This is a genomic window from Streptomyces sp. NPDC018019 (genome assembly GCF_044327805.1).
Taxonomy (GTDB): domain Bacteria; phylum Actinomycetota; class Actinomycetes; order Streptomycetales; family Streptomycetaceae; genus Streptomyces.
This window is the reverse complement of the sequence record NZ_JBIRGD010000037.1, coordinates 21,952-46,548: the sequence shown is the minus strand read 5'-3', so window position 1 is coordinate 46,548 and position 24,597 is coordinate 21,952. Positions and strand designations below refer to the sequence as shown.

Below are 24,597 nucleotides of genomic sequence, written 5' to 3'. Positions count from 1 at the left end.
CGCGCCAGGCGTCGATGTGTGGGCGCGCGAACTCAAGGGCGACGCCGGCACGGACGACGCGGGCTCCGCCGCAGGGGGCATATCTCGTCCAGAAGCACCCGCAGCGGTTTGGGCGGCTCCCCCGGCCCGTTCGGGACGGTGAGGTCTTCGAGAACCTGCCACGGCTCCCGGTCATGCTGATCGGCGTCCTCCCGCGTCTCCAGACGTGCGGCTCGATGCTGGTCGATAGCCCTGGCCAAGCGCCGGATGTCTTCGCGGTAGACCGTGGAGTTGGCGGCGTTCGCGGCGCGGTTCCTGTCGCGCTTCGCCTGCTTCACCTCGGACAGCGCGCTCTGCATCTTCTCGGAGTTCTCGGAGTTCACTGCCCCGCTCCGCCAACAGCCGTAGTCGGCCTTGCTAACGAAGGACTTCTGTGCGTGAGGAGGCCTGTCACGTCTCATCTACCACGGTGGCGCACATGGCCCCATTCCCCCGGCAACCCGGGCAACGCCATCGGTGGTAAGCCAGTCCTCACTCCGCCAGTCGTCACTCCGAGACGTCAAAGTGCGAGGGCGGCCCCGGGCCTCCTTCTCCGGAGCACGCCCGCGTGGGAAGGCGTGCGACCTGGCTTCGGTGCCCCCGCTGCCCTGCGGTCCGCCTGGGCGGTGCCGCGTAGCGGCGGATAGGGTGTAAAGAACGCGTCAAGGACGCGCGGTGTGCCGGGAAGTCTGGTCGGCGGTGCAGGGGCTTGTGTGCCCGCACAGCGATGCCCCGGAGGTCCCGGATGCGTACTGCCCGCCGTGAGCGTTCCGTTTTTCTTGGTCTGCTGCCGTGGCCGGAGCGGGTGCAGGTGGCCCGGGCTCTGCGTACGGAGACGGTCGGAGGGCTGGTGCTGCTGGCGGCGGCCGTGGTGGCGCTGGTGTGGGCGAATTCTCCGTTCAGCGGCGTCTATGAGTCCATACGCGACTTCCACTTCGGCATACCGGCGCTCGGCTTGGCCCTGTCCGTGGGTCACTGGAGTGCGGACGGGCTGCTGACCGTCTTCTTCCTGGTTGCCGGGATCGAACTCAAACGTGAGCTCGTGGTCGGTGAGCTGCGGACCCCGGCCACCGCGGCCCTGCCGGTGGTCGCCGCGGTGTGCGGTATGGCGGTGCCGGCCGCCTGCTACTGGGCCGTCACCGGCGTCGCTGGGGGTTCCGGGGCGGGGTGGGCGGTGCCGATGGCCACCGACATCGCCTTCGCTCTTGCCGTTCTTGCGGTGCTCTCCACCCACCTGCCCTCCGCCCTGCGGGCCTTCCTGCTGACGCTGGCCGTGGTCGACGATCTGGGGGCGATCCTGGTGATCGCGGTCTTCTTCACCAGCGACCTGAATGTGTATGCGCTGGCCGGGGCCTTTGTCGGGCTGGCCGTCTTCTACCTGCTGCAACGGCTCCGGGTGCGCGGCTGGTGGTGGTACGTGCCGCTGGGCGTGGTGATCTGGGCGCTGATGTACCTGGGCGGGGTGCACGCGACGGTGGCCGGGGTGGCGATGGGCCTGCTCCTGCGCACCACCCGCGATGCGGGGGAGAAAGCCTCCCCCGGGGAGCGCACGGCGCATGTGCTGCGGCCGGTCTCGGCCGGGGTGGCGGTGCCGTTGTTCGCACTGTTCGCCACGGGAGTGGGGCTCTCGGCCGGGGCGATGGGTGAGGTCTTCACCCGACCGGAGCCGCTGGGCGTGGTGCTGGGGCTGGTGGTCGGCAAAACGGTGGGGATCTTCGCTGGTACCTACCTGGCGGCCCGGTTCACCCGGGCCCGGCTGAACCCGGACCTGGCGTGGGCGGACGTGTTCGCCGTGGCGGTGCTGGGCGGAATCGGCTTCACCGTCGCGCTGCTGGTCGGCGAGCTGGCCTTCGCCGATCCGGCCGGGGCTGGGCACATCAAGGCCGCGGTCCTGCTCGGCTCCCTGGTTGCCGCTGCGGTGGCCGCTGTGCTGATCAAGCGGCGCAACGAGATCTACCGCCGTCTATGGGAGGCCGAGATGCGGGATGACGACGCCGACGGTGTTCCCGATATCTACCAGCGGGTAAGCCCCGGGCGCAGCCGTGCCACCAAGAACCACTGACGCAGCCCTGCATGCGCCCGCAGGTCTCGCCGGGCCCGCCCTGCCCTGTAAGCGGCCTTTGCGCGCCGGCGGGCAGACCGGCTGCGGGGACGCCAGCGGCCGGTGCGTCACCAGGCCGGTGCGTCACCAGGCCGGTGCGTCACCAGGCCGGTGCGCCGACCACGGGTCGGCATTAAGAGACCGTAAAGATTGCCGGGTTCTGGCAATGCGGCTGGGGTGGAGCCCGCAGGACCATGGCCGCATCCAGGGAGTTCCTGCAACAGGAGGGGCGGGTGAGATGGCGTTCTTTCTCGGACTCGGCATTGTGGGCATCGCTCTGCTGGCGCTCTCACTGATCTTCGACGGCATACTTGAAGGGCTCTTCGGCCTGGATGGTCTGCTCGACGGGTGGCTGTCGCTGCCGGTCGTGGCCGGGTTCGTCTCGATGCTCGGTTTCACCGGCGCCATCGTGCTGGGCACCAGCGAGCTGGGGGCCGGCGCGGCCACCGCGATCGGTGCCGCCACCGGCGCCGTCGCGGGCTGGCTGACGTGGAAACTCAGCCGTGCGCTGATGCGCGAGCAGAGTGCGGTCACCCCGCGGGGCGACGACCTGGTCGGTGCCGCGGGTTCGGTCATCACCGCGATCCCGGCCGAAGGCTACGGCGAGGTGCTGGTACGGGTGGCCGGCCAGCCGGTGAAGCTGGCGGCCAAGAGCACGATGCCCGTGATGCGCGGCACCGAGATCTGGGTGGAAGCCAACCTGTCGAGCACTGCGGTCGCCGTCCGTCCCGTCGAACGCTGACCCGCACCAGTCCTTTTCCCAACAGTCCGATTCGATCTGCCGTCCCCCGGGTGGCAGGGGGGATTTCTCATGAGTCCAGTTCTCATCGCTGTGGTGGGAGTCGTCGTACTCCTGGTCCTGCTGGCCCTTGTCGTGATCACGCGGTACAAGGTCGCCGGGCCCAGCGAAGCGTTCATCATCACCGGACGGCGGGGCAAGAAGTCCACCGACCCGCAGACCGGCCGCATCTCCATCGACAACAGTGGCCAGAAGGTCGTGGTCGGCGGCGGCGTCTTCGTCGTTCCCTTCGTCCAGCAGCGGTTCACGCTCGACCTGTCCAGCCGGCACATCCCCATCGCCGTGCGCGGCGCCGTCACCCTGCGCGGCGTCAAGGCCAACCTCGAAGGCGTCGCCATCGTCAAGGTCGGCGGCAACGAGGACGCCATCCGCGCCGCGGCGCAGCGGTTCCTGCAGCAGCAGGACGGCATCGTCGGCTTCACCCAGGAAGTGCTCTCCGGGGCGCTGCGGGCCATCGTCGGCCGGATGTCGGTCGAGGACATCATCCGCGACCGTGCCGCCTTCGCCGGCCAGGTCGCCGAGGAGGCCGAGACGAGCCTGTCGGGCCAGGGTCTGGTGCTGGACGCTTTCCAGATTCAGGACATCACCACCGAGGGCTCCTACCTGGAGGATCTGGGGCGGCCCGAGGCCGCTCGCGCCAAGCAGGAGGCCGACATCGCCGAGGCCAACGCGCGCCGCGCCTCCGAGCAGGCCCGGCTCAAGGCGGCCGAGGAAATCGCCGTCGCGGAGCGGACCTTCGCCCTCAAGCAGGCCGAGATCCGCGTGGAGACCGAGGCCGCTGCCGCCAAGGCCGACGCGGCCGGTCCGCTGGCCGAGGCCGCACGCCGCCAGGAGGTCCTCAGCGAGCAGGAGAAGGTCGCCGAGCGGCAGGCCGCGCTGACCGACCGTGAGCTCGACACCCAGGTCCGCAAGCCCGCCGATGCCGCGCGCTACCAGGCCGAGCAGGAGGCCGAGGCGCGCCGGGTGGCCCTGGTCAAGCAGGCCGAGGCGGACGCCGAACGCTCCCGGCTGACCGGTGAGGGCGAAAAGGCCCACCGCGCGGCGCTTGCCGACGCCGTACGCATCGAGGGCGAGGCCGAGGCCGCCGCCATCGCCGCCAGGGGCGCGGCCGAAGCGGAGGCGATGTGGAAGAAGGCCGACGCGTTCGCCCAGTACGGGGACGCGGCCGTCATCCAGATGCTGGCCGAGGTGCTGCCGCAGGTCGTCGCCAAGGCGTCCGAGCCGCTGAGCGCCGTCGACAAGATGACGGTGATCTCCACCGACGGCGCGAGCCGGCTCTCGCGTACGGTCACCGACAACGTCGCCCAGGGCGTCGAACTCCTCAGCTCGACCACCGGAGTCGACCTCGGCGAACTCCTCAAGGACTTCTCCCGGCGCGCGACAGCCCGCAAGGGCGGCGAGGCCGCTGCCCAGCCGGCCCCGGCGAACAGCAAAATCAAGATCACCGACTGAGCCGGCGCCCGCACCGCGGACACCGCCGCACTAGCAAGTGACGGCCTCCTGCACCGGGTCCGAAGAGGCCCGGTGCAGGAGAGCCGTAGGACGATGGAAATGCGACCAAGGGCGCGGCAGATGGCCTAGGAGGTCACCGTGACAGACCCAGCTCACCCCGCCCCGATGCCCAGGCCGCCGGTGGCCTTCACCATCACCGGTGATCTCGCCGTGCTCGCCTTCTCCGGCGAACTGCATACCGACGCTCTGCGCCAGCTCGAAGTGGAACTTTTGTCCCAGCGGCTGCGCGAAGCCCCCGAGTGGGTGCTGGAGATGAGCGAACTCACCCATATCGACCTCGCGTGCGCCTACGCCCTCCTGCGCGCTCTCCCGCCGACCGGAAACTACCCTGCTCACCATCCGCGGCGCACGACGCAACCTGCAACGGCCCCTGCGCCACGCCGGAGTGGACGCCCTCACCACGATCGAGGAATGACACCAGCACATCAGCGCGGGCGGGCCTAGCCCGGCGCCCGCACCATGGAAATGGTGCGGGCGAGGCCGCGGCTAATGCGCGCGTAAAGCCCCGGCGGCACCGGCATTTGTGCACCTGGCCTTGCACCCGAAGAAAGACGCTGCGCCGCGGCGTCGTGAATGGGAAGCGAGTCGGAGTTTTTATGTGCGTCCCCGGCTCCAGCGCGGCCCATAGCGGGCCCACTCACGCTCCCATTCGGCCAGACGCCGCTGCTCGAACCGTGCCCGCGCCCCCCACCAGGCAAGCAGCAGCAGTAGGCCGACGCCCATGGCGACCCCGATGCCGTAAAAGGCGGCACAGACGGCACTCACATGTTCACTGGGCGGTTTCGGCACCAGCTCCGCAGCGTCATTGGCCCAGATCTCCATCGTCGTGCCGGCCTTCTGCGCGCGGCTGGCCGGTGCCAGCCCGGTATGCACCGAACCATCGCGCGCTGTCCAGCGCACCGGCACCTGGACGTGCTGAGCGAGGTAGTCCGCCCGGACAGCCGGAGCATCCAGCACCTCGCCCGTGACCCGGTAAGTCTGCGACCGCTCACGCACCGCGGCTTCTTCCATGGCCCTGCTCGCGGCGAGCCCGGACAGCGGAGCGCCGGAGAGAAAAGAGAGTGCCAGCAACAACGCCACGCATCCCTCAAGGACATCCGAGCGGCGCCGAAGCGGGGACCGACGGCACCGCCACAAGGCTCCCGGCCAGGCACACATCACCGCGCCTCCCGTACAGAAGCGTCTACGGCCATTATCTCACCGGAATCGAAGATTTTGTCCGACGCACGTACGGAGGCGTCTGAGACGCCCGTCCGGCCCGCGGCGTTCGTTCATGATCACGCTGATTGTTCGCCGAAGTGCCCCCGCTGACCAGCGCATACCACGCAACGATCAACAACCGCAGCTGACGTATCTGTCTGCCCGGCGTTTTGGGAGGTAGCTTGGTAAAGAAAGGCCCTTATAGGGAGGGCGATTCGATGCCGTGGTTCGTATGGCTGCTCGCCGCCGCGGCGCTGGGTGCCGCGGAGTTCTTCACCCTTACCTTGGTCTTCGGCCTGCTGGCGGGCGCTGCGTTGGTTGCCGCCGTAGTCGCTGGTCTGGGCATCGGCACGCTCGGCCAGCTCGTGGCCCTCGCAGCAGCGTCGGCGGCCGGCCTCGTCATCGTTCGTCCTGTCGCGCTGCGGTATATGGCACAGCAGCCCCTCATACGCGAGGGCAGTGACGCGCTGATCGGCAAACGGGCCGAGGTCATGCAAGAGGTCACCGCGACCCGCGGCCTGATCAAACTCTCGGGCGAAGAGTGGTCCGCCCGTTCCCTCGACGAGAGCCTGGTGATCCCGGTGGGCGCGCTCGTGGATGTCATGGAGATCGAAGGCGCCACGGCCGTCGTCTACCCCCGCGAGCTCCTTCCATAAACGGCCGTACCCATAGCGACGGAGGACACCGTGGATCCCGTTGTCATCCCCCTTCTCGTGGCGGCTCTTGTTGTCATCTTCCTGCTGGCCTCCACTGTTCGCATCGTTCCGCAGGCGCGCCGCTACAACATCGAGCGGTTCGGCCGGTACCGCCGGACGCTGCAGCCCGGCCTGAACCTGGTCGTGCCGGTCGCGGACCGCGTCAACACCAAACTCGACGTGCGCGAGCAGGTCTACTCGTCCGCCCCCAAGCCGGTGATCACCGAGGACAACCTCGTGGTCAATATCGACACCGTGCTCTACTACCAGATCACCGACCCGCGGGCGGCGGCCTACGAGGTCGCCGACTACCTGCAGGCGATCGACCAGCTCACGGTGACCACACTGCGCAACGTCATCGGCAGCATGGACCTGGAGGAGACGCTCACCTCCCGCGAGGAGATCAACGCCCGGCTCCGCGCCGTCCTCGACGAAGCCACCGGCAAGTGGGGCATCCGGGTCAACCGCGTCGAGATCAAGGCCATCGATCCGCCGCACACCATCAAGGAAGCGATGGAGAAGCAGATGCGGGCCGAGCGGGACAAGCGCGCGGCCATCCTGCACGCCGAAGGGGAACGGCAGGCCAAGATCCTCACCGCGGAAGGCACCAAGCAGAAGGACATCCTGGAGGCCCAGGGCACGCAACAGGCCATGATCTTGCGGGCGGACGGCGAAGCAAAAGCGGTGGAGCGCGTCTTCCAGGCCGTCCACCGCAACAACGCAGATCCCAAGGTCCTGGCCTACAAGTACCTGGAAACCCTCCCGCACTTGGCGAGCAGCGACAACAACACGTTCTGGGTGATCCCGGGAGAGCTGACCGAGGCCGTCCGGACCGTCACCCGTGCGTTCGGTGATCAGTCGGCGACGGGCCCTTCCACATCTGCGCAGCCAGAGGAAACGGCGACCACCGGCGCTGGCGGCACGTCGGACGAAGGTGAATCACCGGCACTTGAGACACCTTCGGCGTTCTCGCTCGACGCCGTCACGGCCGCCGACGAGGCCGTGAAGCAGGCCGATGCCGCGGTCAGCGATGCCAAGGCCGAGGCCGAGGCCGCAAAGTCACCTCAGATGCCACGCCGGGAGCGGACGTCCGGCGGCTGAGCCCACCCCGGCTCTCGGCAAGGATTCCGCGAGTTTCTAAGGATCTCGGCCGGTATGGGCGTTTCAGGCACGGTAGCGCCTCTCGCCGGGGCCCGGCGAGAGGCCTCGGCTGGCGTCTCCAGCGCCGACGACGCCTACCGGCGAGACGAGCACCGAACCGGTCGCTGTCAGCAGGAAGGCCGAGATCTCGGACTGTTCCAGCCCGCGGCGGCTCAATATGGGTCCGAGCTCCTGCTGGCGGCGTTGCCGCATGCTGCATGCCGTCACACATCAACTGGCTCGGCTATTGCAAAGCGCGAAAATGGAGACCACGACGTTTCCGCCAGCGGCTTGGGCAGGTCTCGCGGGTCTCGTTGCCGCCCCGACGCTGTCGTCGTCGGGGTGGCAACGGCACCATGCCGGCCCACAGCCCCGGAGGGGACCTACCGGCTCAGCGATGGGTACCTTGCTGCGGGCCGGTGGATGAGCGTTCAGACTCAGTCGGGGACCGTGAAGCTCAAGCTGCAACCGTGGGCCTGGGCTGATCGTTTGGCGAAGTGGGCGAGCGCCGCCTGCTGGACGGCGGAGTCGGGTTTGGTAAACGCTCCGGACGTACGCAGCGTCTCTGCGGTATAGAAGGCCGTGCCACCTTGTTTGGGGCAAGACGTCGAGGTCCAGTACACGCCGTCTGAGTGCCCTGCTGGTGCGGTGAACGTGTCTCCGCGGACCGAGGTGTCCACACGTCCGTTCTGTACGAAGGGGCCGTAGTAGGCAGCCAGTCGGAATGACGGCTCGCCCTTCTCATCAAGAACGAAACAATCCTCGATGGGGGCGAGCGGATCGGCGGCGCTCTCAAGCACCGGAGCGTTGATTCCCGCACATGTCCCGGTCGCTTTCCCCCTCGGCGTCATCGACACCAGTGGCGGGACATCCGGAACCCGTTCGATCTCCCGCCCGGGCGGTGCCTTGCAGCCGACCTCCTCAGCCGCCTTCACGGCGGTCTGTGTGGCGATGCGCGCGAAACGAGCCCGTCGCTCATCGCTCTTCCCGGCGCCCCTGTTCCGGGGCTGTGCCTGCAGGTTGACGACAAGGTCCTCTGCCGCCTTGCCGCCACACGGCATGACGACGGTTGCCCTGTCATCCGGGGTGGAGAAGTTGCCGAACACGCCGCGCCAGCCGTTGCCGATGGGAGACACGAATGCTGTGACGGAATAACTTTCGTTGCGTCCGAGGTCGGTCAGCAGCTGCTGACTCGGCCTGCCCTGGCCGAGGGTCACCTTGAGCCAGGCATGCCCTTCCTTCTCCCCATCGGGAGCGTAGATGACGCACTTGCGGTCGGCACGGTCCGAACTCGCCCAATCCCGGTCAGAGGTAAGCCTTCCGTCCACGCCGAGGAATTCCTTCAGCTCCCCTTGTGCGACGATGCCCTCACACGCCCGTGACACCGCCCTCCCGTCCCGCCACCGGTCGTAGGTTCCAGTGGCAAAAATGGCGCCTGCCGCTACAGCGAGCACAGCCAGTAGCACCGCCACCACGCGAAACGCCTTCCCCCGCGCGAGGTCCACAAGGACGCGCATCAGTGCTCCCCTCGGAGAACGCCGAGGGCCGAGGAGCGGGAGGTGGCGTAACTTTGCTCGGCCTCTTGCTTGATCTGGCGGATGGAATTGCTCTCCGTGTCCTGGCCGCGCACCGCGGCCCACCGGTCGATGAGGTCGTAGGTGCCGTCGACGCCGGCGGCGTTCTTCTCCGCGCCGTCGCTGATGGCTTTGGCGTCGGCGGATGCCTTGACGTCTTTCGACCAGTCGTAAGTGGTCTGGTCGAGCAGACGCTGAGCGGTGTCGCCGACAACGGGAACCGCGGTCAGGGGTATGCCGGCACCGTGGTAGACGTATTTCGCCGTGTCGTCGGCCCACTGCTTTTTGCCGTCCCGGTCGTCGAGGATGACGTCGGTGCCGATGGCGTTGTAAGCACCGAGCACGTTGCCCGCGTCACGCGCCGGAGTCTCCCAGTCCGAGTGCGCGCCGCCCGGCTGGGTGGGTGACTTGCCCATTTGTTCGGCCGCGTAGAAACGTTCCGCCTCGTAGATCTGTGCGTAATTCTTGGGGTCGTCGGACACTCCGCGCATGACGCGTAGCACGCTGCTTTCGGGAACGCCGATGTGGTACTTGTCCTCCCCTTCCTTGTGCCAGGCGTCCGGCCTCCCCTCTGCGGTCGTCCCGTAGTACTTCTCGTGGCCTCCGGCGATGATGTTGTGGGTGTCTTCGGTGTAGTCCGACAGGGCACGGGCCAAGGGTTGCTGCATGTTGTGGGGGATCTTCTCGCCGCCGCTGTCACTGTCCAGGCGTTCGATGGTGTCGTGCATGATGCGGGCCTGGCCTGCCGCGTGGCCGCCGTACCTGGTGTGTTCGTGTCCGGGCTGGGCGCCTGTGGTGGCGGCCTCCAGGACGTTGCCCAGTCCGGTACGGGAGTTGGTGGCCTCGACCTGCTTGGTATCCAGCACATCCCCGCGGCCGGTGGTTTCCATGACTTCGAGGTTGGGCCAGTCGCGCTTGTCGAGCAGGTACTCCAGCCGGTTCTTGCCGCCGTCGTGGGCGGGGTCGAGATACCGGGTGGCGGTGTCCGGGTCCTTGCTCATGATGCCCAGCATGTCGTCCACCGGGTCCTGGACAGCTACCGCGTCGATGTCCGTGCCACGGGTGACCTGGTCGTGCTCGTCCCACAGCCCCGGGTTCTTCCGCTCGGCCTCGATGATGTCATCGGTCAGGCCGGTGGTCATGTGGGCCGGGAACCGGCTTCCGTCGCCGTGCTTGAGCAGGCCCGTCAGCGCCTGGTAGCCGAGCGTGTGCCGGTTGTCGGCAGCATCGCCGATCTGCTCGGTGCCCAGCGCGCGCATGTCCTTGCGCCACTGCTCGGAGAAGCCCTGGTCCTGGTTGGCGGCGCCGATGCCGTTGGCCAGCGACTGCTGGATGGTCGCGTACTGCTTGCGGTGCACCTGGTAGACGTCTTCGTCGCCGTGGATCCGGTCCAGCTCTTCGGCGAGTTCCAGCGTCTTCTTCGGCCCGAGCTTGTTCAGCAGCATCTGGTTGAACTCGGGGTCATGCTGGTTGTGCTCCATGACACGTTCGAGCTCGTTGAGGTCGTGCTGCGAGAGCTTGCCGTCCTTGTCCAGCTTGCCCAGCAGGCCCGAGGCGCGGGCGGCCTCGTCGGCGTCGATGGAGGTGACGGCCTTGCCGTTGAAGTCCGCGTTGCCGTTGCCGAGGTTGTGGCGCAGCGCGGTTGCGGCGGCCCGGTCGGTTTCTGCCGCGCCGTTGAGGACTTTTTCGATGCGGGCCTTGAGGGCTTCGATCTTGCGGTTCTGTGCGGCGATCGCTTCCTGGCCGTCCGGGTCGTGCTGTGCGCCGCTGTCCTGTGACAGGTCATGGCGCGGTGTGATCTCGCCCTTTGCACTGACGAACAGGCCGTCGCGTTTGGCGTCCTCGTCGGCTATCCGGCGCAGGTCGTCCTGGTGCTTTTTCAGCTCCTCGTAGGCGTCGTGCAGGACGCCGCGGATGCCCTTGGCCTCCTGGAGGGCGTCACTGAACTCCTGGTCGACGGCGGCGACGCGGACCTGGGCGATGGCGGAGGTGCCGTCGAAGCTGGTCCAGCCGGCTTTGCCGAAGGGCTTGACGACCTCATTGGTGCACGCCTCGTCCATCGCCTTGAGCTTGTTGATCATGATGTCCCACTGGTCGGCCGCCCAGGAGAGGCTGGAGACAGGGACGTTGTAGAGCTGCTCGTACGTAATCATGTGTGTTCTTCTGTCTCAGCCGAAGGGGGAACGGGTCTTGGACACCGCGTGCATGGACTCGGCGTTCGCCGTCTCGGTGGTGGTGTAGTTGTCCGCCGTGGTGGTGCACTGCTCGTGCAGGTCACGGCAGGTCTGCACCAGCGCGGCCGACTGTTTGGCCCATAGCTCCTTCGCCTCGAACATGGCGTTGCCCAATTCCCCGCCCCAGGAGTCGCCAATGAGGTCCTGGCCGCCGATGTGCAGTGCCCCGTCGGCGATGTGCTCCTTGGACTTCAGCTCACCGGCCAGTTCCAGCGCCCCCGCGCCGGCCTTCTTCAGGGCACCAGGGTCATCGATGGTGGTCGTACCGAGCAGCCCCGAACGGCTCACCGCCCCGTCCCCTTGCGCGGACACCGTGGCCACCGGCGGATTCGCGGTCATGGTTTTCCCCTCCTGTTCATCGGTTCCGGCCAGTCGAATCCCTGGCCTTCGTTCTTCTCTCATGCCGCAGCCGGGCTGTGGCCGTCGGCGGTAGGTGTTTCACAGGCCCTTAACACCGCAGCCCAGGACAGCTGCACGCAGTGGCGCACCGCCCGCGGCTGGTGGACCTCCGTGGTCACCGCCCGGGTGCGACAAGACGGTCGCAGACCGGACGGCGACCGTACGGGCCGACGCCGTCCCGGCCGTGGCGTAGCAGCGGGGAGCCATGGGGCGGCGCAGGGCCGTTCACGTGTTCTCCGTGAAGTACTCGGTCATCCGGGTTGCGGTGATCACGCCCAGCAGATGGGTTCTCCGTCCTTCTCTGGTCACGACAGCCACCAGTGCACTGCAGTGGCGGGCCATTGACGCGGCAGCCTGCACCACGGTGCATTCCGGCCCCACCATCGGCGGCCGCGTGCGGTCCGGCAGCCATTCGATCACCGTCATCTCCCGCAGGTCCTCCGGGCGGCAGATGACCTCGTCATGGCGCAGGCACTGCGACAGGCTCGGATGCTGGACGGCATAGGAGGGCACGAACTACCGGCTGCATCAGCGGCTCTGTCGCGAGCAGGACCGCCGCGCACAGCAGCACACCCCAGCCGCGACGGAACCGCCTGGACCGCCCTGGACCCGCGCGCCGACGGGGCCCGGTTCGTTGCCGCGGCCGTGGCCGGTGTCGGTGACGTGGCGCGGTTCAACAAGGTCTGGCACGAGCTGTGCCTGGTGCCGACCGCCGAAGAGATCCAGCAGCCCGAGGCGTGGCTGCGCCGCGTCGGCCCGTGAGCCTGCTCGCCCCCAGCCCCGTACTCCTCCATGGACACAAGAGAACGAGCCCGCCATGACCATCCCCGTAACCGCACCAGCAGAACCCACCACCGGCGTCCCCTGGCCGCCGGGCCTGGTCCCATACGTCAGCCGCTGGAGCGCCGAGCACGAGCTCCCCGCCCCCGTCATCCCCACTCGGGACGGGAACGGAATCGCCTTCGCGGATGAGCAGCTGCACGACCGGGACCGGCGCGGTGTGCTGTGGGTCCGGCGCCAGGTCAACCAGGGCGCCGGCAGCCCGCTGTTTGCCAAGGTGCACTCGGTGCGCCAGCGGTACGCGATGCGGCGCCTGCGCTGCCAGGTGTGCCGCCAGCCGACCGACCGCAACGAGCAGGGCATCAGGTGGCTGCTGGAAGACGGCCGCGCGGACCGGCCGGACTGGCCGGACTGGCCGGACTGGCCGGACTGGCCGGACTGGCCGGACTGGCCGGACTGGCCGGACGGCGAGCTGACCGTCCACCCGCCCGTCTGCCGCGGCAACTGCGTGGAGAAGGTCACCGAGCCGTGCCCGCGCCTGCGGGACATGGGTCACCGTGCGCGTACGCGAACCGCTCCTCGACGGCATCTTCGGACGGCTCTACCGCCCCGGCCGACCGCTGCCCGTCCCGGCCACGGAGGTAACCCGGCTCTACGAGTCCCCGGATGTGCGCTGGGTGCTGGCTTCCCAGCTCGTAGCCACCCTGACCGGCGGCTGCACCGTCGAATCGGCCTGGGCGCCGCACCCCTCCCCCACCACCGGCACCCGCCCCCTCACGCACCGGTGCCACACACGCTCCAAGGAGAAGGAGCCGATGACAACCCCCAACCCCGCGCACGTCACCCCGCGGGAGAAGCAACTGCTCATCCTGGTCGCACAGGGCAAGAAGAACCAGGAGATCGCCGAGGCGCTGTTCCTGGCCCCGTCGAGCGTGCGCACCTACCTGGTCTCGCTGCGCCGCAAGCTCGGCGTCTACGGACACCGCGCGGCCCTGGCCCGCGTCGCCTTCCGCGACCGGCACGTCGACCCCGGCACGTCCGAGGGGCAAGCCCCCACGCTGAGCGACGGCGAGCAACGTCTGCTGCGGGATGCAGCTGCTGGCCTGACGCTGACCGAGATCGCCGAGCAGACCGGCCAGTCCTACGACCAGGTCAAGGCCCGGATGGCGCAGCTGCTCAGCAAGCTGGGGGCCGAGGACCGCTTCGACGCGATGCGCATCTGCGAGCAGCACCGCCTCCTCCACGAGACCGCGTCCGGCTCCGGCCCGGCCGACCCTGCCCGCACCGGCCGGGCGGCCTGAAAACGTCCGCTCGGTACGCCGGAGCGATCACACCCTGCGCACCGAGCGGCATCCACTCCCCATCCCTCCATCCACGCCGCGAGGAACCCCATGACCGAGCACAAACGCCAGCGAGCCGGACGACCAGAACCCGCCGGAGGGGGAGGGCTGCATCGGCTGCGGCAGCAACGAGGGCCGCTGCATGGCCCCAGTCGGCACGGCCTGATTTAACGGCCGTCAACGCGTCGTGAAAGGACTGCTCATGTGCCAGCACCAGCCGCCCTGCCCGACGGCTGACGCCACCGACCGGGACGCCGCCCACTGATCGCGTCCCACCCGGAACAGGGCTGGAGCCTGTTGTGCAACGGTGTCGTGCACTTCGAGGACACTGGAGACCTGCTGCCCGACGGCCGCGTCATCCGCCCCTGCCGGCCCGGCCACCGTGAAGTGGCAGGCAAGGTAACGTGACCTACCGCCTCAACCCCCAATCACGGCTGCTCAAGGGAACCGCCTGGCAACCGTACGAGGCCCCCGCCACCGCGCTACGGGCCCCGCACACCATGTACGTCTCCCCCGCCATCACGGGCGCCTTCGCCGGCATCCACCGCATCGACACCTGGTTCGGCGCCCACCTGCTGAGGGCGCTCACCATATACTTGATCCTCTCGCTCGCCACACTTGATCCAGCACAACGGCGCCCTTCGCAGTCGTGCAGGCGAGGGTGAACCGGCCCGGCATTTGCCGTGGGCCGCGGTGCTGTGGCATCTGGGCAGTGACAGCCGCGTGGCCTGTCTGGACGAGAGCGCGCTGCCCAGCCTGGCTCGCCCACGGGACTGAACGAGTGACCGTTCTTCCTGCGAACCCTGGGTGCCTCGCAGAACACGTCCCAGTACTCATACAGCTACCTGGTGGCCCTGGGAAAACCCATTTGTCCCGTCCCAGACGGCAGCTCCCCGCCACAGTCAGCCACGGCAGGCAGGGGATGCTGCCGACTCCCAGGGGCTGCTGGCGGTCGGGGACAAAGTTCATGACGGTCTTACCGTGGTGCCGTCTGGGCATTCAGCACCCGAGACCGGCTACGCAGTCTGCCCATTGCCGCGCAGCAATGGCGGGGTGAGAAGCCATGCACTTCCCCGACGGTAGAGGGCGGCTGGACGCCCGGTGGGGGGCATCCGCTGCTTCCCCGTGGGCTGCACGAACCCCGTGGTGTTGAGTACTTTGCGACGGAAGTTGCTCGGGTCCAGGTCCTGCCCCCAGACCACTTCGTACACCGTGCGCAGCTCACTCAGGGTGAAAAGTTCTCCGCAGAAGGCCGTGGCGACAGCGGTGTACTCGAGCTTTCTGCGGATCTCCTCCAGTGCGTCCGCGAGGATGTCCGAGTGATCGAACGCCAACCCCTCCGCGGAAACCGCGAGTTCCGACACAGAAGCCCAGTATGCACGCCTGGCGTCCGTACCGCCCACGGGAACAGGAAGGTCGGGCCCTAGGGCGAGATAGGCGATCGTGACCACTCTTCCCCTCGGATCGCGTCGAGGGTCTCCGTAGGCGCCAAGCTGCTCCAGGTGCAGCCGACTACCGTCGATCCCGGCCTCCTCCCAGAGTTCACGCAGCGCTCCCTCGCGCAAGGTCTCGCCCTTCTGGACGTAGCCGCCGGGTAGCGCAGGCCGACCAAGGAAGGGCTCCACCCCGCGCTCGATCAGGAGCACCATCAGCTGATCGCCCCTGAGAGTGAAGATCGCCAAGTCCACGGTCACCCACGACGCCTCCACCTCAGCGGAGTCTTGCAGCCAGTCATCCACCAGAACCCCTAAAGGTCACATTGACTTAAACACCCTCAGCGCTTATGGTCCCATGGACCATAACTCCGTGAAACAAGGGCAGAGCATGATCACTTTCCATGCGCCCCCCCACCAAGGCAGCGGTCGGTGAACCCACCGCTGCCACTCGCCACTTATGCACCGGTGTGTACGTGGACGAACGATTCCGCGATCTCGTGATCGACAAGGTGTGCACCGCTCCACACCGAAGGGTCGCCCCGTCCTACGGGTTCGACATCGTTCCCGTCATGCACCACGCGTGGCGGGCCGCCACTCTGACGGCGCTCCTCCGCATGACGCTGGTGGGGTCCGTGATCATTCCGGCTTTAACGGGTGCCCTGCCCACCGCCATCCTCATCACCTGCGGCCTGGCCCTGCTGTTGCTGTTCCGCATCGCCATACTGCTCCGGAACGTCGACCGGGACCCGATACCAAGACGGAAGAAACCCAAACGACGCGGCTTGAGGTCGGCGCGAGGCCATGAGCGCCTCTTCAGGCTCTTCTTCCCTCAGAGGTACCCAGAGAAGACGCGCGCGCTCAGCAAACGTTTCGGTGTCGCAGCATTCTCCCTGGCACTGACCGGCCTGACTGTCGCACTTGTCCATCCGGACCGCGCCACGACGGCTCTCCACGTGGCCGCGGGCATAGCGCTCATGTGCCTGGGCGTCGGAGCCACGCGTCAGGTGATGCTCAACCACATCTTGCGCGCGCCGACTCTCCGGCCAGGACGCCTGTCCGGCCGGCAACGAGCGGCGGACATACAGCAGCACCATATCTGCGCCGTATACCGCCGCCCCCGCCACAGGGAGGACGAAGAGGAGGGCGAGGACGACCTCACCATGTTCACGCTCTTCGGGGACGAGTCACCGTTCGTGGGGGCCGGCCAACTCGTCTACCAGTGGAATCCGCCGATGAGCATCCAGTTACTGCGCCCCGGCGACGACAAAGCACCGCTCCATGAACGCGAACACCCCGTACCTCCCTTCCAAGCACACGAGCTGGTCGAGTACCTGCGCAAAGCGGTTCAGCTGCTGAATACCGACAGCCAGGACGTCCGGCTTCCCGCGCAGGTCCGCGACCGGGTCTACGTGGCCGAAACCGATGTGGCGGTGGACCGTTCCCTCCCCCCACAGAAGTTCGATGAGGCTGACCTGCGCGCCATCATCAACGCGTCTGGAACCAGGCAACACCACTTCCTCGAAGTCACAACACCCACGGAGGGGGCGGAGTTCGTAGCGACCGTCCTGTTGCACGTAAGCCTTCAGGGACGCACTTTGATCATCTCCACAGCAGCATGCGTCCTGGCCCATACACCGAGGTCCTTCCAGCGCACCGAGGAGTTCGGCCACCACGGAATCACAGCCGTCGCCCTGGCGGCCTTCCGCGAATTGGTCACACTACCCGTGGAGATCGAGCGCTCATGGCGGATCGTCCGCTACATCTACGCTCTGGGCAAGGCTGCCGTGCTCCCTAGCGACCTCACCTCTGTACCAATCCGCAACGTCTTGACCGGCAGTCGGGTCAGCATACGGGAAATCTCGTCCCAGGCATGGCCCAAAGTCCAGTTGGAAAAGAGCGACATTCTGGGCCGGCTGAAGACGATCGAGCAGCGGCTGCTTCATGCCGCCGACGACTTCCTGTGCGCCAGAGGAGTGGACACGTCCGAGTTCAACGACCGCGCGCTCAAGATCATCAACAGCGGCATCTTCAACCTCGGCGACAACACTTTCAACGGCAACGCCATCGGAGACGCAGCCCAGGTCAGCGTCTCGGTGAACCAGTCGGCGGCCTTCGACAACTCTCGCAATGAAGGATGACAATGATCACTAATCGAGGCATCATCAGCCACGGCGACAACAACACGTTCAGCAACAACGCCGTCGGCGAACACGCCCGCGTCTCCGCAACCGACCGCCCCCATGACAACGGAACTCCCGTCGGCGGCGGAAACGCCGATGAACGGACCACCACGTGGGACGTCGGAGTGGTCACGATCCTCAGCGAGGAACTGCGCTCTGTGGTCGACGAGTTGCAACTGGAGCGCCGCAAGGAGCCTGGCGGACTGTACTTCTACCGCGGCAAGCACACCACACCGGACTCGACCATCCGCATCGTGGCCACCCAGAGCCAGAGCCAGGGGCAGCGATCGGCGATGGCTGCCCTGGAGAATCTGCGCCGGCACTACAACCCGCGCTTGTGGGTCCTGGTCGGCGTCGGTGGCGGGATTCACGACGAGCACGCCCGTATTGGCAACGTCATCGTCTCCACCGACATCGTCTATTACGAGAATCGCAAGATCAATCCGCACGGGGACGTCCACCGCCGTGGGGAGCACCGGCAGGCGCCGGCACCGGCCGTCCACGCGGTGAACGCCTTTTTCACAGATCACGGAACCCCGGCACGCATCCACGGCCGGCTCCCCGAGTACGCCGAGCAGGAGTTCGAGGTCTACCCGGGCGTGATCGGGTCCGGCGAAGCCGTCATCGCCGATCGCGAAAGTGACATTCGGCGCTATCTCACGAGCTACCACGAGAAGGTTCTGGCAGTCGACATGGAAGCCGGCGGACTCAGCCAGTACTGGCAGGAGAACTCCGTCCACAGCGGAGTCAATCCCGGCTGGATCGTGATCCGGGGCGTGTCCGACAACGCCGACGCACAAAAGGGTCACGGATATCACGAGCTCGCGTCCCGTAACGCCGCACACATTCTGCGACGACTCCTCCCCTACCTCTGCTGACCACAAAGGCCAAAGATCGAGGTCGTCCAAGCTCAGGGAGATGGCTCGTATGACTGAATTTCTGTTCGGGATACTCAGTTCCCTGGCAGCCAGCGCGATCCTGCTCGTCCTCGGCCTCCTGCGCGGCTCCCGCCCGCTGTGGTGGCTGGTCACCGCCTGCTCCTGGTGCACCGGCACAGGACTCGGCCGTGTGTACCGTCATCAATCGTCCGCCGAGCAGGACATCACACGCGACCTGGGCCGGGCTCGCTGGATCAAGGTCCTGGCGGGGCGCGGAAACGTGCTCACCCGTGAGGCATTCTCCCCTCTGTGGGCAGGCGAACTGTCTCCGGAGAGCGTCCAGGTCCTGCTCCCCGACCCACGCATCCAAGGTGACTCCTGGCTCGACCGGCGCTCACAGGACCTGCGCCGGTTCGATCCCGGCTTCTCACCGGATCTGCTCAGGAGCCAGGTCCGGACGAACATGGACTACCTGACCCAGGTGTCCCGCACACAACGGAACTTCGAGCTGAAAAGCTTCAATCTGCCCAACACCTGCCGTGTGATCGCAACGGACCGGGCTGCCTACCTCACCTTCTACAGCAACTCCGCTCACGGCAGGAACTCTCCGTGCCTGTACGCCCGTGCGCCTGGCCTCCTGTACTCCATTGCCCTGCAGCAGTTCGATGCGGCCTGGATGAACAGCTCCCCCGCACTCCCGGTATCCCAGCCCTGACGTCATCCGGCAAGCGCTCCCTCTCTCCCTCCCTACACACCTCACATATCAGTGGCAGAAGCCAAGATCCGGACCATACACGGACCATCGCTGCCCGAACGGCGCTCACAGCAAGCATCGCAGCAGGTCAGCACCACCATGAGCCTTGTACCACAGCAGACGAAGAACCTGCTGGTGTCGTACTCGCCGAAGAAACTGGGTCTCTTCTGAGCCCACGAAAAAGGCGCCTGACATGGGCTTTTGCCCGTCAGGCGCCACTTCGCCTCCGCCTCCGGGGACGCCTCGCAGAAAAGGGACTTCTGGTCGAAAGCCGGTTCCCACATCCTCTCGCAGTCGCTGCTGGCCGCCCCCCTCGACGAGCGGCCGATCACCGACATCATGGCCTGGCTCGCCTTCCCCGCCGACCGCACTCCGCTCAACATCCGCCGCGATCATGGCTTCACCGCCGTCGCCGCCCAGCTCAAGGGCACCGTCGAGGGCCCGCCCGAGACCAGGGACGGCATCTTCGAGACGGCCCGCCGGTACGCCGCGGCCCTGCTTAACGCGGAGATCGCGGCATGGGTGACGCCACAGAAGGACGTCGCCGAGCTCCATCCACGGCCGGGCGCTGATCGAGATCAACGCGCTCGCGCAAAACAGCCGCAGAGCCAGTAGCCCGCCCCCGCGAAGGCGAAGGCCGTCCCCGGGGCCGCCACAAAGCCGTCCGCGCCACGCCGGTGACGCACGCGAACGCCCCGCCGCCACGCCAACGTTCACGCGGCTGCCCCATACGCCGCCACAGGTCCCGCATCGAACGGAGCTTTCCCGCCGAAGATGACCACCCCCGCCGACCCGGCCGAGCAACTCCTGCTTCTTGGAGCGGGCTTCGCCCGTCACAACGACGCCCTCTCCCGCCTGCGATTGGACAGTTCCAGTCCCGCGACCGCCCTCACCGACCAGGCCATCTCCCCCCAGCATCTGGCCCGGTCGGCGCTGGATATCGTCGACGGCCTCAACGCCCAGCGGGTATACCTCAGTCCGCAGATCCGCACCGTGTATGCGCGAGTCCGGCAGCTCGCCCACCTGGCCACCGACGCAGGCGACCATCTCTTGGACGCCGAGGACATCCTCGACGACACCCGTGTCGGCGTTCCCGCCAAGGGCGACGGCCCTCTGCTGACCTACCGGCAGGCCCTGGAGATGGCCACCAGCCGCCTCACCGTCGTCCAGGACCTGACCGCACTCGGCGCCCCGGACGCGCTGGCGGCTGCCGAACTCTTCGTCACCGGACGGCGCCGCCGGGGCGAGTCCCCCATTACCTTTTTCGTGGCCCCGCAACGGGGCGACCGGCCTTCGGAGTCGGCATGGCTACCTCCCCTTGTCGAGTGCATGGCCCGGGGGGTGGTGTCACCAGCTCCGGAGGCGCTGATAGACCGCTGATGAGGGGCATGACCACCGGCCTTTCCCCAGGTCGGGAGGCTCTTCGTAATGTGGATGTGGCGATCGGCGCCGTGGCAAGGCCGGGTGAACAGCACCACCGAAGGACGCTCGGCATGATCGACATCAGCAGCATCGACGTCTTCCTCGGCCTGGACGTCGGCAAGGGCGAACATCACGCCACCGCCCTCACATCGGCCGGGAAGAAAGCCTTCGACCGGAGGCTGCCCAACAGCGAGCCCAAGCTCCGCGAGGTCTTCACCAAGCTGAAGGCCAAGCACGGCCACGTGCTCGTCATCGTCGACCAGCCGGCCTCGATCGGGGCCCTGCCGCTGGCCGTCGCCCGCGTTCTGGGCTGCGATGTTGCCTATCTGCCGGGGCTGACGATGCGGCGGATCGCCGATCTGTATCCCGGCGAGGCCAAGACCGACGCCCGCGACGCGTTCATCATCGCTGACGCGGCCCGCTCCATGCCTCACACCCTCCGCGCGATCGACGCTTACGACGAGGCGGTCGCCGAGGCCAACCGGCTCTCCAACCGGCTCCGCGGCCTGTTCACGCAGGTCCACCCGCATCTGGAACGGGTCCTGGGCCCGCGCATGCAGCACCCGGCCGTCCTGGCCTTGCTCGAACGGTTCGGTTCCCCGGCCCAGATCCGCCAGGCCGGACGTCGGCGGATCTCCACCGCGATACGCCCGAAAGCGCCCCGGATGGCGGACCGCCTGACCAACGAGATCTTCACCGCGCTCGACGAGCAGACCGTCGTCGTTCCCGGCACCGACGCCGCCTCGCTGATCGTCCCGAGCCTCGCCCGGTCGCTGGCCGGCATGCTCGAACAGCGCCGTCTGCTGGCCAAACGGCTCGAAGAACTGCTGGCGGCCCACCCTCTTTCCGCAGTCCTGACCTCGATGCCAGGAGTCGGGGCCAGGACCGCCGCCCGCTTCCTCATCGACGTCGGGGACGGCACCAGGTTCCCCTCCGCCGCCCACCTCGCCACCTATGCCGGACTCGCCCCGACGACCCGCAGTTCGGGCTCCTCGATTCGTGGCGAACAGCAGTCGAGACGCGGAAACAAGCAGCTCAAGAGGGCGTTCTTCCTCTCCGCGTTCGCCGCGCTCTCCGACCCCGCCTCCCGCACCTACTACGACAAGAAGATCAAGGAGGGCAAGCACCACACCCAGGCGCTCCTCTGCCTCGCCCGCTGCCGGGCCGACGTCCTCTTCGCGATGCTCCGCGACGGCACCTTCTACCCACCACCAACCCCGCGACCAGCTGAGGAGTTAGCTCGCCCAGTCGTTCTCCGCCCGAAGCCGCTGACGAGCCGCCTCAAGCCGCTGGCCATAGTCCGCCGAGAACAGCTCAGGAAGCGTCTTGTCCAACGTTCCGGCGATTCGATGGATCGGTGACCACACTGCCGGATCGTCGATGACACGACTGAGGTCCGTCATCTGGAGCTTCTCCAGCCAGTCCGACAACACCAATGCCTGATCGCTCGTGAGCTTGATCGTGATCTGGCTCTCGCTCATGCGCCCCAACCCCTTTGCACTCACCCTCGACCACACGAACCTACGGCCCTCGCCCCTTGACCAAACACATAGGGGCCCCCGCAGCAGCCGCCCGCCTTCTCTGCCGCGCAGGAGGCCACGCTGCGCGCGGTGGCGCGCGGCGAGGTGACGATCGTCGACGGCAAGCCGTACCTGCGCCGCAATGATCTGCGGATCGCCGGCAGCACCCTCCGCTCGCTGGAGTCCCGCAGCCTCGTCGCCCGCGAGGACTGCCCGCTGTGACTCCACGACGCGCGGGGGCGCCTGATCGCCGACGGCCGCCGCGACCTGGCCGCCACCTTCGGCCGGCCCCCGGCCCGCGCGCTCGCCGCCACCCGCCCGGCACCGGCGCCCAAAGCCGCCACCAGCCGCTCTTGCTGAGCCCCGCCCCGGGAGATCTCATGTCCACCGACGACGCACCCACTCCGCACGACAGACGCGCTCAACCAACCCGGACCATCGGTTCGCGTCCACGCCGCTGCACCTGGGTTGGCCATTCCTGCACTGGCTGGTCCCCGACGAAATCGGCGTGAGGCCTCCAACCAGGCCCGTGCCGCTTTGGCGAAGCGCCCGCTGCCTCTGTCGGCCGACCGCGTCACCCGCGCCTCCGGGGCCGCGTCATGAGCGGCTTCGAGGTGGGAGTTTGTGACGAGTCCCGGCGCGCCCCGGGCTGGCCAGGCAGGTGCCGGCCGAGGCGACGCCGGGGCTGGAAGAGATCACCGGCCTCGCGACGGCCTCCACGTGTACGGCGGCATGCTGCCCGCCAGGGTTTCACGCCGTACGAACCGGTTGGTCACCGGCAGATGCCGGCTCGGTCTCGTACGGGTCCGAAAGATCTCGGTGACGGGTCTCGTTGGCGCAGCCGAGGGCGATCACGGTGAGCAGGACAGCGGCCATGACGTAGAGGGCGACGGGCACGGCGCTGTCGTACTCGGCGAGCAGGGCGGTGGCGATGAGCGGGGCCGGGGCGCCGGCGGCCACGGACGAGAACTGAGCGCCGATCGATGCTCCGGAGTAGCGCATGCGGGTGGCGAACAATTCGGAGAAGAATGCCGCCTGCGGAGCGTACATCGCGCCGTGGAAGAGCAGGGCCACGGTGACGGCTGTGGTCATTGCCGTGAGGGACTGCCGGTCGGCGAGGGTGAAGAACGGGTAGATCCAGATTCCCATGCCGAGGGCGCCGATGAGGTAGACGGGGCGACGTCCGATCTTGTCGGAGAGGGCGCCCCACAGAGGGATGGTCACGAAGTGGATGGCTGATGCGATCAGGACGGCGTTGAGTGCGGTCTGTTTGCTCGTGTCGGCGTGCTCGGTTGCGTACACGAGGATGAATGCGGTGACGACGTAGTAAGAGATGTTCTCCGCCATGCGGGTGCCCATGGCAATGAGGACATCGCGCCAGTGGTCGCGCAGGACGGCGAGTATGGGCGGCTTCTCGCGAGTGGCTCGTTCGGCCTTGCGGCGTTCGGCTGCTGCGAGGGCGGATGTGAACACGGGCGATTCATCGACGGAGAGCCGGATCCACAGTCCGACGAGTACCAGCGCGCCGGACAGCAGGAACGGCACCCGCCATCCCCAGGAATGGAACGCCGCGTCCGACAGTGTCGCCGTCAGCACGGCGAGAACGCCCGTGGCCAGCAGTTGCCCGGCCGGCGCCCCCGTCTGCGGCCACGAGGCCCAAAAGCCGCGCCGTTGGGCGTCTCCGTGCTCCGCCACCAACAGCACCGCGCCGCCCCATTCACCTCCCAGGGCAAAACCCTGGGCCAGGCGCAGCACGGTGAGCAGGAGGGGGGCGGCCGAGCCGACCGTGGCGTGGATGGGGAGCAGACCGATCAGGAAGGTCGCGCCGCCCATCATCAGCAGGCTGTACACCAGGAGTTTCTTGCGGCCCAGGCGGTCGCCGAAGTGGCCGAAGACCAGGGCGCCGATGGGGCGGGCGGCAAAGCCGACGGCGTAGGTCAGGAACGACAGGAGCGTGCCGACCAGAGGGTCGGAATCAGGGAAGAAAAGTTTGTTGAACACGAGTGCGGAGGCGGCGCCGTAGAGGAAGAAGTCGTACCACTCGATGGTGGTGCCGATGAGGCTGGCGGCCACAATCTTCTTCAGGTCCCTGGGAGCAGGGGACTGTACTGGAGGCGGAGACGACATGTGTAGCACCACTTTCGGGACGGTGGCCGAAGTTGTCTGCGGTCTTGCACCAGAGTGGGTCCCGCGCCCCGCCGTCCGTCATGTGCGGAGCGGACATTGATCCTGCGGGGATGTCCTCACCGCAGCCATACCGGATCGTGCGTGGTCGCTGCGCTGCGCACTGTGCCGCTGAGCGCCCCGTGGTCAAGGGACGACCGGACGGGATCATGCCCGTGGCCGCGCGCCGTGGCAGGTGAAGCTGTGTGCGGAGGCGGGATTGCCGTGGCCGCGGTATTCCGGCCAGGAGGGGAAGGCGCACAGCGGCCGGGTGCGGGCGTTTCCGGCGGGGCCGGCGTCGGTGACGACAGGCCGTGAGGGTGCCTTGCCGTCTTCCGTCCAGTCTTCCAGGGCACTCAGCGAGTCGTAGCTCGCCCGCGAAGGACGCGTCGACGTTGACGTGGTTGGCGCCGGGGATGAGATAGAGACGGGCGAAGGCGCCGGTGGCATGC

General features: G+C 67.6%; 23 protein-coding genes and 3 pseudogenes. 16 read left to right on the top strand and 10 right to left on the bottom strand.

The genetic code is table 11. The features are described from left to right. Nucleotides 1-32 precede the first annotated feature (32 nt). Complete coding sequence (locus ACH4FX_RS38125) at nt 33-362, bottom strand: hypothetical protein (protein ID WP_398486083.1); 330 nt, start codon at nt 360-362, stop codon at nt 33-35. Nucleotides 363-763: 401 nt separating this feature from the next. On the opposite strand from ACH4FX_RS38125, the gene nhaA reads away from it, so the two are divergent. The 4 genes from nhaA (at nt 764) to ACH4FX_RS38105 (ending at nt 4,874) form a co-directional block, all read left to right on the top strand. Beyond that, nucleotides 764-2,080 carry a Na+/H+ antiporter NhaA gene (nhaA, locus tag ACH4FX_RS38120; protein WP_398486082.1) on the top strand — a complete coding sequence of 439 codons (1,317 nt, stop codon included), beginning with the start codon at nt 764-766 and terminating at the stop codon, nt 2,078-2,080. A 277-nt stretch (nt 2,081-2,357) separates the two neighbouring features. Beyond that, nucleotides 2,358-2,861 (top strand): hypothetical protein, encoded by a 504-nt coding sequence (locus tag ACH4FX_RS38115; protein WP_398486081.1) that lies wholly within the window; start codon nt 2,358-2,360, stop codon nt 2,859-2,861. A 69-nt stretch (nt 2,862-2,930) separates the two neighbouring features. Continuing rightward, entirely contained in the window at nt 2,931-4,370 is a 1,440-nt protein-coding gene (locus ACH4FX_RS38110) for a flotillin family protein (protein WP_398486080.1), read from the top strand. Nucleotides 4,371-4,508: 138 nt separating this feature from the next. Beyond that, a complete protein-coding gene (locus tag ACH4FX_RS38105) occupies nt 4,509-4,874 on the top strand; it encodes an STAS domain-containing protein (protein ID WP_398486079.1) in 366 nt (121 codons plus the stop codon). A 150-nt stretch (nt 4,875-5,024) separates the two neighbouring features. Here the strand turns inward: ACH4FX_RS38105 and ACH4FX_RS38100 are convergent, their stop codons facing one another. Then, nucleotides 5,025-5,510: a hypothetical protein gene (locus tag ACH4FX_RS38100; RefSeq protein ID WP_398486078.1), complete on the bottom strand. Its 486-nt coding sequence runs from the start codon at nt 5,508-5,510 to the stop codon at nt 5,025-5,027. A gap of 338 nt (nt 5,511-5,848) precedes the next feature. Here ACH4FX_RS38100 and ACH4FX_RS38095 point away from each other — a divergent pair, with 338 nt between their 5' ends. After that, complete coding sequence (locus ACH4FX_RS38095; RefSeq protein ID WP_398486077.1) at nt 5,849-6,286, top strand: NfeD family protein; 438 nt, start codon at nt 5,849-5,851, stop codon at nt 6,284-6,286. 30 nt (nt 6,287-6,316) lie between these two features. After that, the gene (locus tag ACH4FX_RS38090) at nt 6,317-7,426 is read left to right on the top strand and encodes an SPFH domain-containing protein (RefSeq protein ID WP_398486076.1); all 1,110 of its coding nucleotides are present in this window, start codon (nt 6,317-6,319) and stop codon (nt 7,424-7,426) included. Between the two features lie 476 nt (nt 7,427-7,902). On the opposite strand, the gene ACH4FX_RS38085 is transcribed toward ACH4FX_RS38090, so the two are convergent. The 4 genes from ACH4FX_RS38085 to ACH4FX_RS38070 form a co-directional block, all read right to left on the bottom strand. Beyond that, nucleotides 7,903-8,982, bottom strand: coding sequence for a hypothetical protein (locus ACH4FX_RS38085; protein WP_398486075.1), 1,080 nt, complete (start codon nt 8,980-8,982; stop codon nt 7,903-7,905). Next, nucleotides 8,982-11,192, bottom strand: a complete 2,211-nt coding sequence (locus tag ACH4FX_RS38080; protein ID WP_398486074.1) for a hypothetical protein — start codon at nt 11,190-11,192, stop codon at nt 8,982-8,984. Before ACH4FX_RS38080 ends, ACH4FX_RS38085 begins: the two co-directional genes overlap by 1 nt. Nucleotides 11,193-11,207: 15 nt before the next feature. Next, nucleotides 11,208-11,612, bottom strand: coding sequence for a hypothetical protein (locus ACH4FX_RS38075; protein ID WP_398486073.1), 405 nt, complete (start codon nt 11,610-11,612; stop codon nt 11,208-11,210). Between the two features lie 285 nt (nt 11,613-11,897). Then, nucleotides 11,898-12,185 carry a CBS domain-containing protein gene (locus tag ACH4FX_RS38070; RefSeq protein WP_398486072.1) on the bottom strand — a complete coding sequence of 96 codons (288 nt, stop codon included), beginning with the start codon at nt 12,183-12,185 and terminating at the stop codon, nt 11,898-11,900. Between the two features lie 824 nt (nt 12,186-13,009). On the opposite strand from ACH4FX_RS38070, the gene ACH4FX_RS38065 reads away from it, so the two are divergent. From ACH4FX_RS38065 to ACH4FX_RS38055, 3 genes and pseudogenes are all read left to right on the top strand, one after another. Beyond that, a complete protein-coding gene (locus tag ACH4FX_RS38065; RefSeq protein WP_398486071.1) occupies nt 13,010-13,753 on the top strand; it encodes a LuxR C-terminal-related transcriptional regulator in 744 nt (247 codons plus the stop codon). A gap of 241 nt (nt 13,754-13,994) precedes the next feature. Then, a pseudogene (locus ACH4FX_RS38060) lies at nt 13,995-14,200 on the top strand (DUF5999 family protein). Beyond that, complete coding sequence (locus ACH4FX_RS38055) at nt 14,197-14,457, top strand: hypothetical protein (RefSeq protein WP_398486070.1); 261 nt, start codon at nt 14,197-14,199, stop codon at nt 14,455-14,457. The pseudogene ACH4FX_RS38060 and the gene ACH4FX_RS38055 overlap by 4 nt, the downstream one beginning before the upstream one ends. Nucleotides 14,458-14,808: 351 nt before the next feature. On the opposite strand, the gene ACH4FX_RS38050 is transcribed toward ACH4FX_RS38055, so the two are convergent. After that, nucleotides 14,809-15,531, bottom strand: a complete 723-nt coding sequence (locus ACH4FX_RS38050; RefSeq protein ID WP_398486069.1) for an NUDIX hydrolase — start codon at nt 15,529-15,531, stop codon at nt 14,809-14,811. A gap of 170 nt (nt 15,532-15,701) precedes the next feature. On the opposite strand from ACH4FX_RS38050, the gene ACH4FX_RS38045 reads away from it, so the two are divergent. From ACH4FX_RS38045 to ACH4FX_RS38020, 6 genes and pseudogenes are all read left to right on the top strand, one after another. Further along, a complete protein-coding gene (locus ACH4FX_RS38045) occupies nt 15,702-17,366 on the top strand; it encodes a hypothetical protein (protein WP_398486068.1) in 1,665 nt (554 codons plus the stop codon). 2 nt (nt 17,367-17,368) lie between these two features. Beyond that, nucleotides 17,369-18,286: a hypothetical protein gene (locus ACH4FX_RS38040; RefSeq protein ID WP_398486067.1), complete on the top strand. Its 918-nt coding sequence runs from the start codon at nt 17,369-17,371 to the stop codon at nt 18,284-18,286. A 49-nt stretch (nt 18,287-18,335) separates the two neighbouring features. Next, the gene (locus tag ACH4FX_RS38035) at nt 18,336-19,001 is read left to right on the top strand and encodes a hypothetical protein (RefSeq protein ID WP_398486066.1); all 666 of its coding nucleotides are present in this window, start codon (nt 18,336-18,338) and stop codon (nt 18,999-19,001) included. A 255-nt stretch (nt 19,002-19,256) separates the two neighbouring features. Then, nucleotides 19,257-19,598 (top strand): annotated as a pseudogene (locus ACH4FX_RS38030) (hypothetical protein); the annotation flags it as partial. A 216-nt stretch (nt 19,599-19,814) separates the two neighbouring features. Next, nucleotides 19,815-20,420: a hypothetical protein gene (locus ACH4FX_RS38025; RefSeq protein WP_398486065.1), complete on the top strand. Its 606-nt coding sequence runs from the start codon at nt 19,815-19,817 to the stop codon at nt 20,418-20,420. A 113-nt stretch (nt 20,421-20,533) separates the two neighbouring features. Then, nucleotides 20,534-21,691 (top strand): annotated as a pseudogene (locus tag ACH4FX_RS38020) (IS110 family transposase); the annotation flags it as partial. A 6-nt stretch (nt 21,692-21,697) separates the two neighbouring features. Here ACH4FX_RS38020 and ACH4FX_RS38015 read toward each other — a convergent pair. Then, nucleotides 21,698-21,943 carry a hypothetical protein gene (locus ACH4FX_RS38015; protein ID WP_398486064.1) on the bottom strand — a complete coding sequence of 82 codons (246 nt, stop codon included), beginning with the start codon at nt 21,941-21,943 and terminating at the stop codon, nt 21,698-21,700. A gap of 129 nt (nt 21,944-22,072) precedes the next feature. Here ACH4FX_RS38015 and ACH4FX_RS38010 point away from each other — a divergent pair, with 129 nt between their 5' ends. Beyond that, nucleotides 22,073-22,204, top strand: coding sequence for a hypothetical protein (locus ACH4FX_RS38010; RefSeq protein WP_398486063.1), 132 nt, complete (start codon nt 22,073-22,075; stop codon nt 22,202-22,204). Nucleotides 22,205-22,732: 528 nt separating this feature from the next. On the opposite strand, the gene ACH4FX_RS38005 is transcribed toward ACH4FX_RS38010, so the two are convergent. Together ACH4FX_RS38005 and ACH4FX_RS38000 are read right to left on the bottom strand one after the other, a co-directional pair. After that, nucleotides 22,733-24,109: an MFS transporter gene (locus ACH4FX_RS38005; protein WP_398486062.1), complete on the bottom strand. Its 1,377-nt coding sequence runs from the start codon at nt 24,107-24,109 to the stop codon at nt 22,733-22,735. 204 nt (nt 24,110-24,313) lie between these two features. Next, entirely contained in the window at nt 24,314-24,595 is a 282-nt protein-coding gene (locus ACH4FX_RS38000) for a tannase/feruloyl esterase family alpha/beta hydrolase (protein ID WP_398486115.1), read from the bottom strand. Nucleotides 24,596-24,597: the final 2 nt, after the last annotated feature.

Excerpts from the sequence above, each read along its gene's own strand:
- nhaA (WP_398486082.1), top strand. The coding sequence starts at position 764 with ATGCGTACTGCCCGCCGTGAGCGTTCCGTTTTTCTTGGTCTGCTGCCG.
- ACH4FX_RS38080 (WP_398486074.1), bottom strand. The coding sequence starts at position 11,192 with ATGATTACGTACGAGCAGCTCTACAACGTCCCTGTCTCCAGCCTCTCC.
- ACH4FX_RS38005 (WP_398486062.1), bottom strand. The coding sequence starts at position 24,109 with ATGTCGTCTCCGCCTCCAGTACAGTCCCCTGCTCCCAGGGACCTGAAG.
- ACH4FX_RS38075 (WP_398486073.1), bottom strand. The coding sequence starts at position 11,612 with ATGACCGCGAATCCGCCGGTGGCCACGGTGTCCGCGCAAGGGGACGGG.
- ACH4FX_RS38085 (WP_398486075.1), bottom strand. The coding sequence starts at position 8,982 with ATGCGCGTCCTTGTGGACCTCGCGCGGGGGAAGGCGTTTCGCGTGGTG.
- ACH4FX_RS38035 (WP_398486066.1), top strand. The coding sequence starts at position 18,336 with ATGACTGAATTTCTGTTCGGGATACTCAGTTCCCTGGCAGCCAGCGCG.
- ACH4FX_RS38040 (WP_398486067.1), top strand. The coding sequence starts at position 17,369 with ATGATCACTAATCGAGGCATCATCAGCCACGGCGACAACAACACGTTC.
- ACH4FX_RS38095 (WP_398486077.1), top strand. The coding sequence starts at position 5,849 with ATGCCGTGGTTCGTATGGCTGCTCGCCGCCGCGGCGCTGGGTGCCGCG.
- ACH4FX_RS38015 (WP_398486064.1), bottom strand. The coding sequence starts at position 21,943 with ATGAGCGAGAGCCAGATCACGATCAAGCTCACGAGCGATCAGGCATTG.
- ACH4FX_RS38110 (WP_398486080.1), top strand. The coding sequence starts at position 2,931 with ATGAGTCCAGTTCTCATCGCTGTGGTGGGAGTCGTCGTACTCCTGGTC.
- ACH4FX_RS38000 (WP_398486115.1), bottom strand. The coding sequence starts at position 24,595 with ATGCCACCGGCGCCTTCGCCCGTCTCTATCTCATCCCCGGCGCCAACC.
- ACH4FX_RS38025 (WP_398486065.1), top strand. The coding sequence starts at position 19,815 with ATGACCACCCCCGCCGACCCGGCCGAGCAACTCCTGCTTCTTGGAGCG.
- ACH4FX_RS38115 (WP_398486081.1), top strand. The coding sequence starts at position 2,358 with ATGGCGTTCTTTCTCGGACTCGGCATTGTGGGCATCGCTCTGCTGGCG.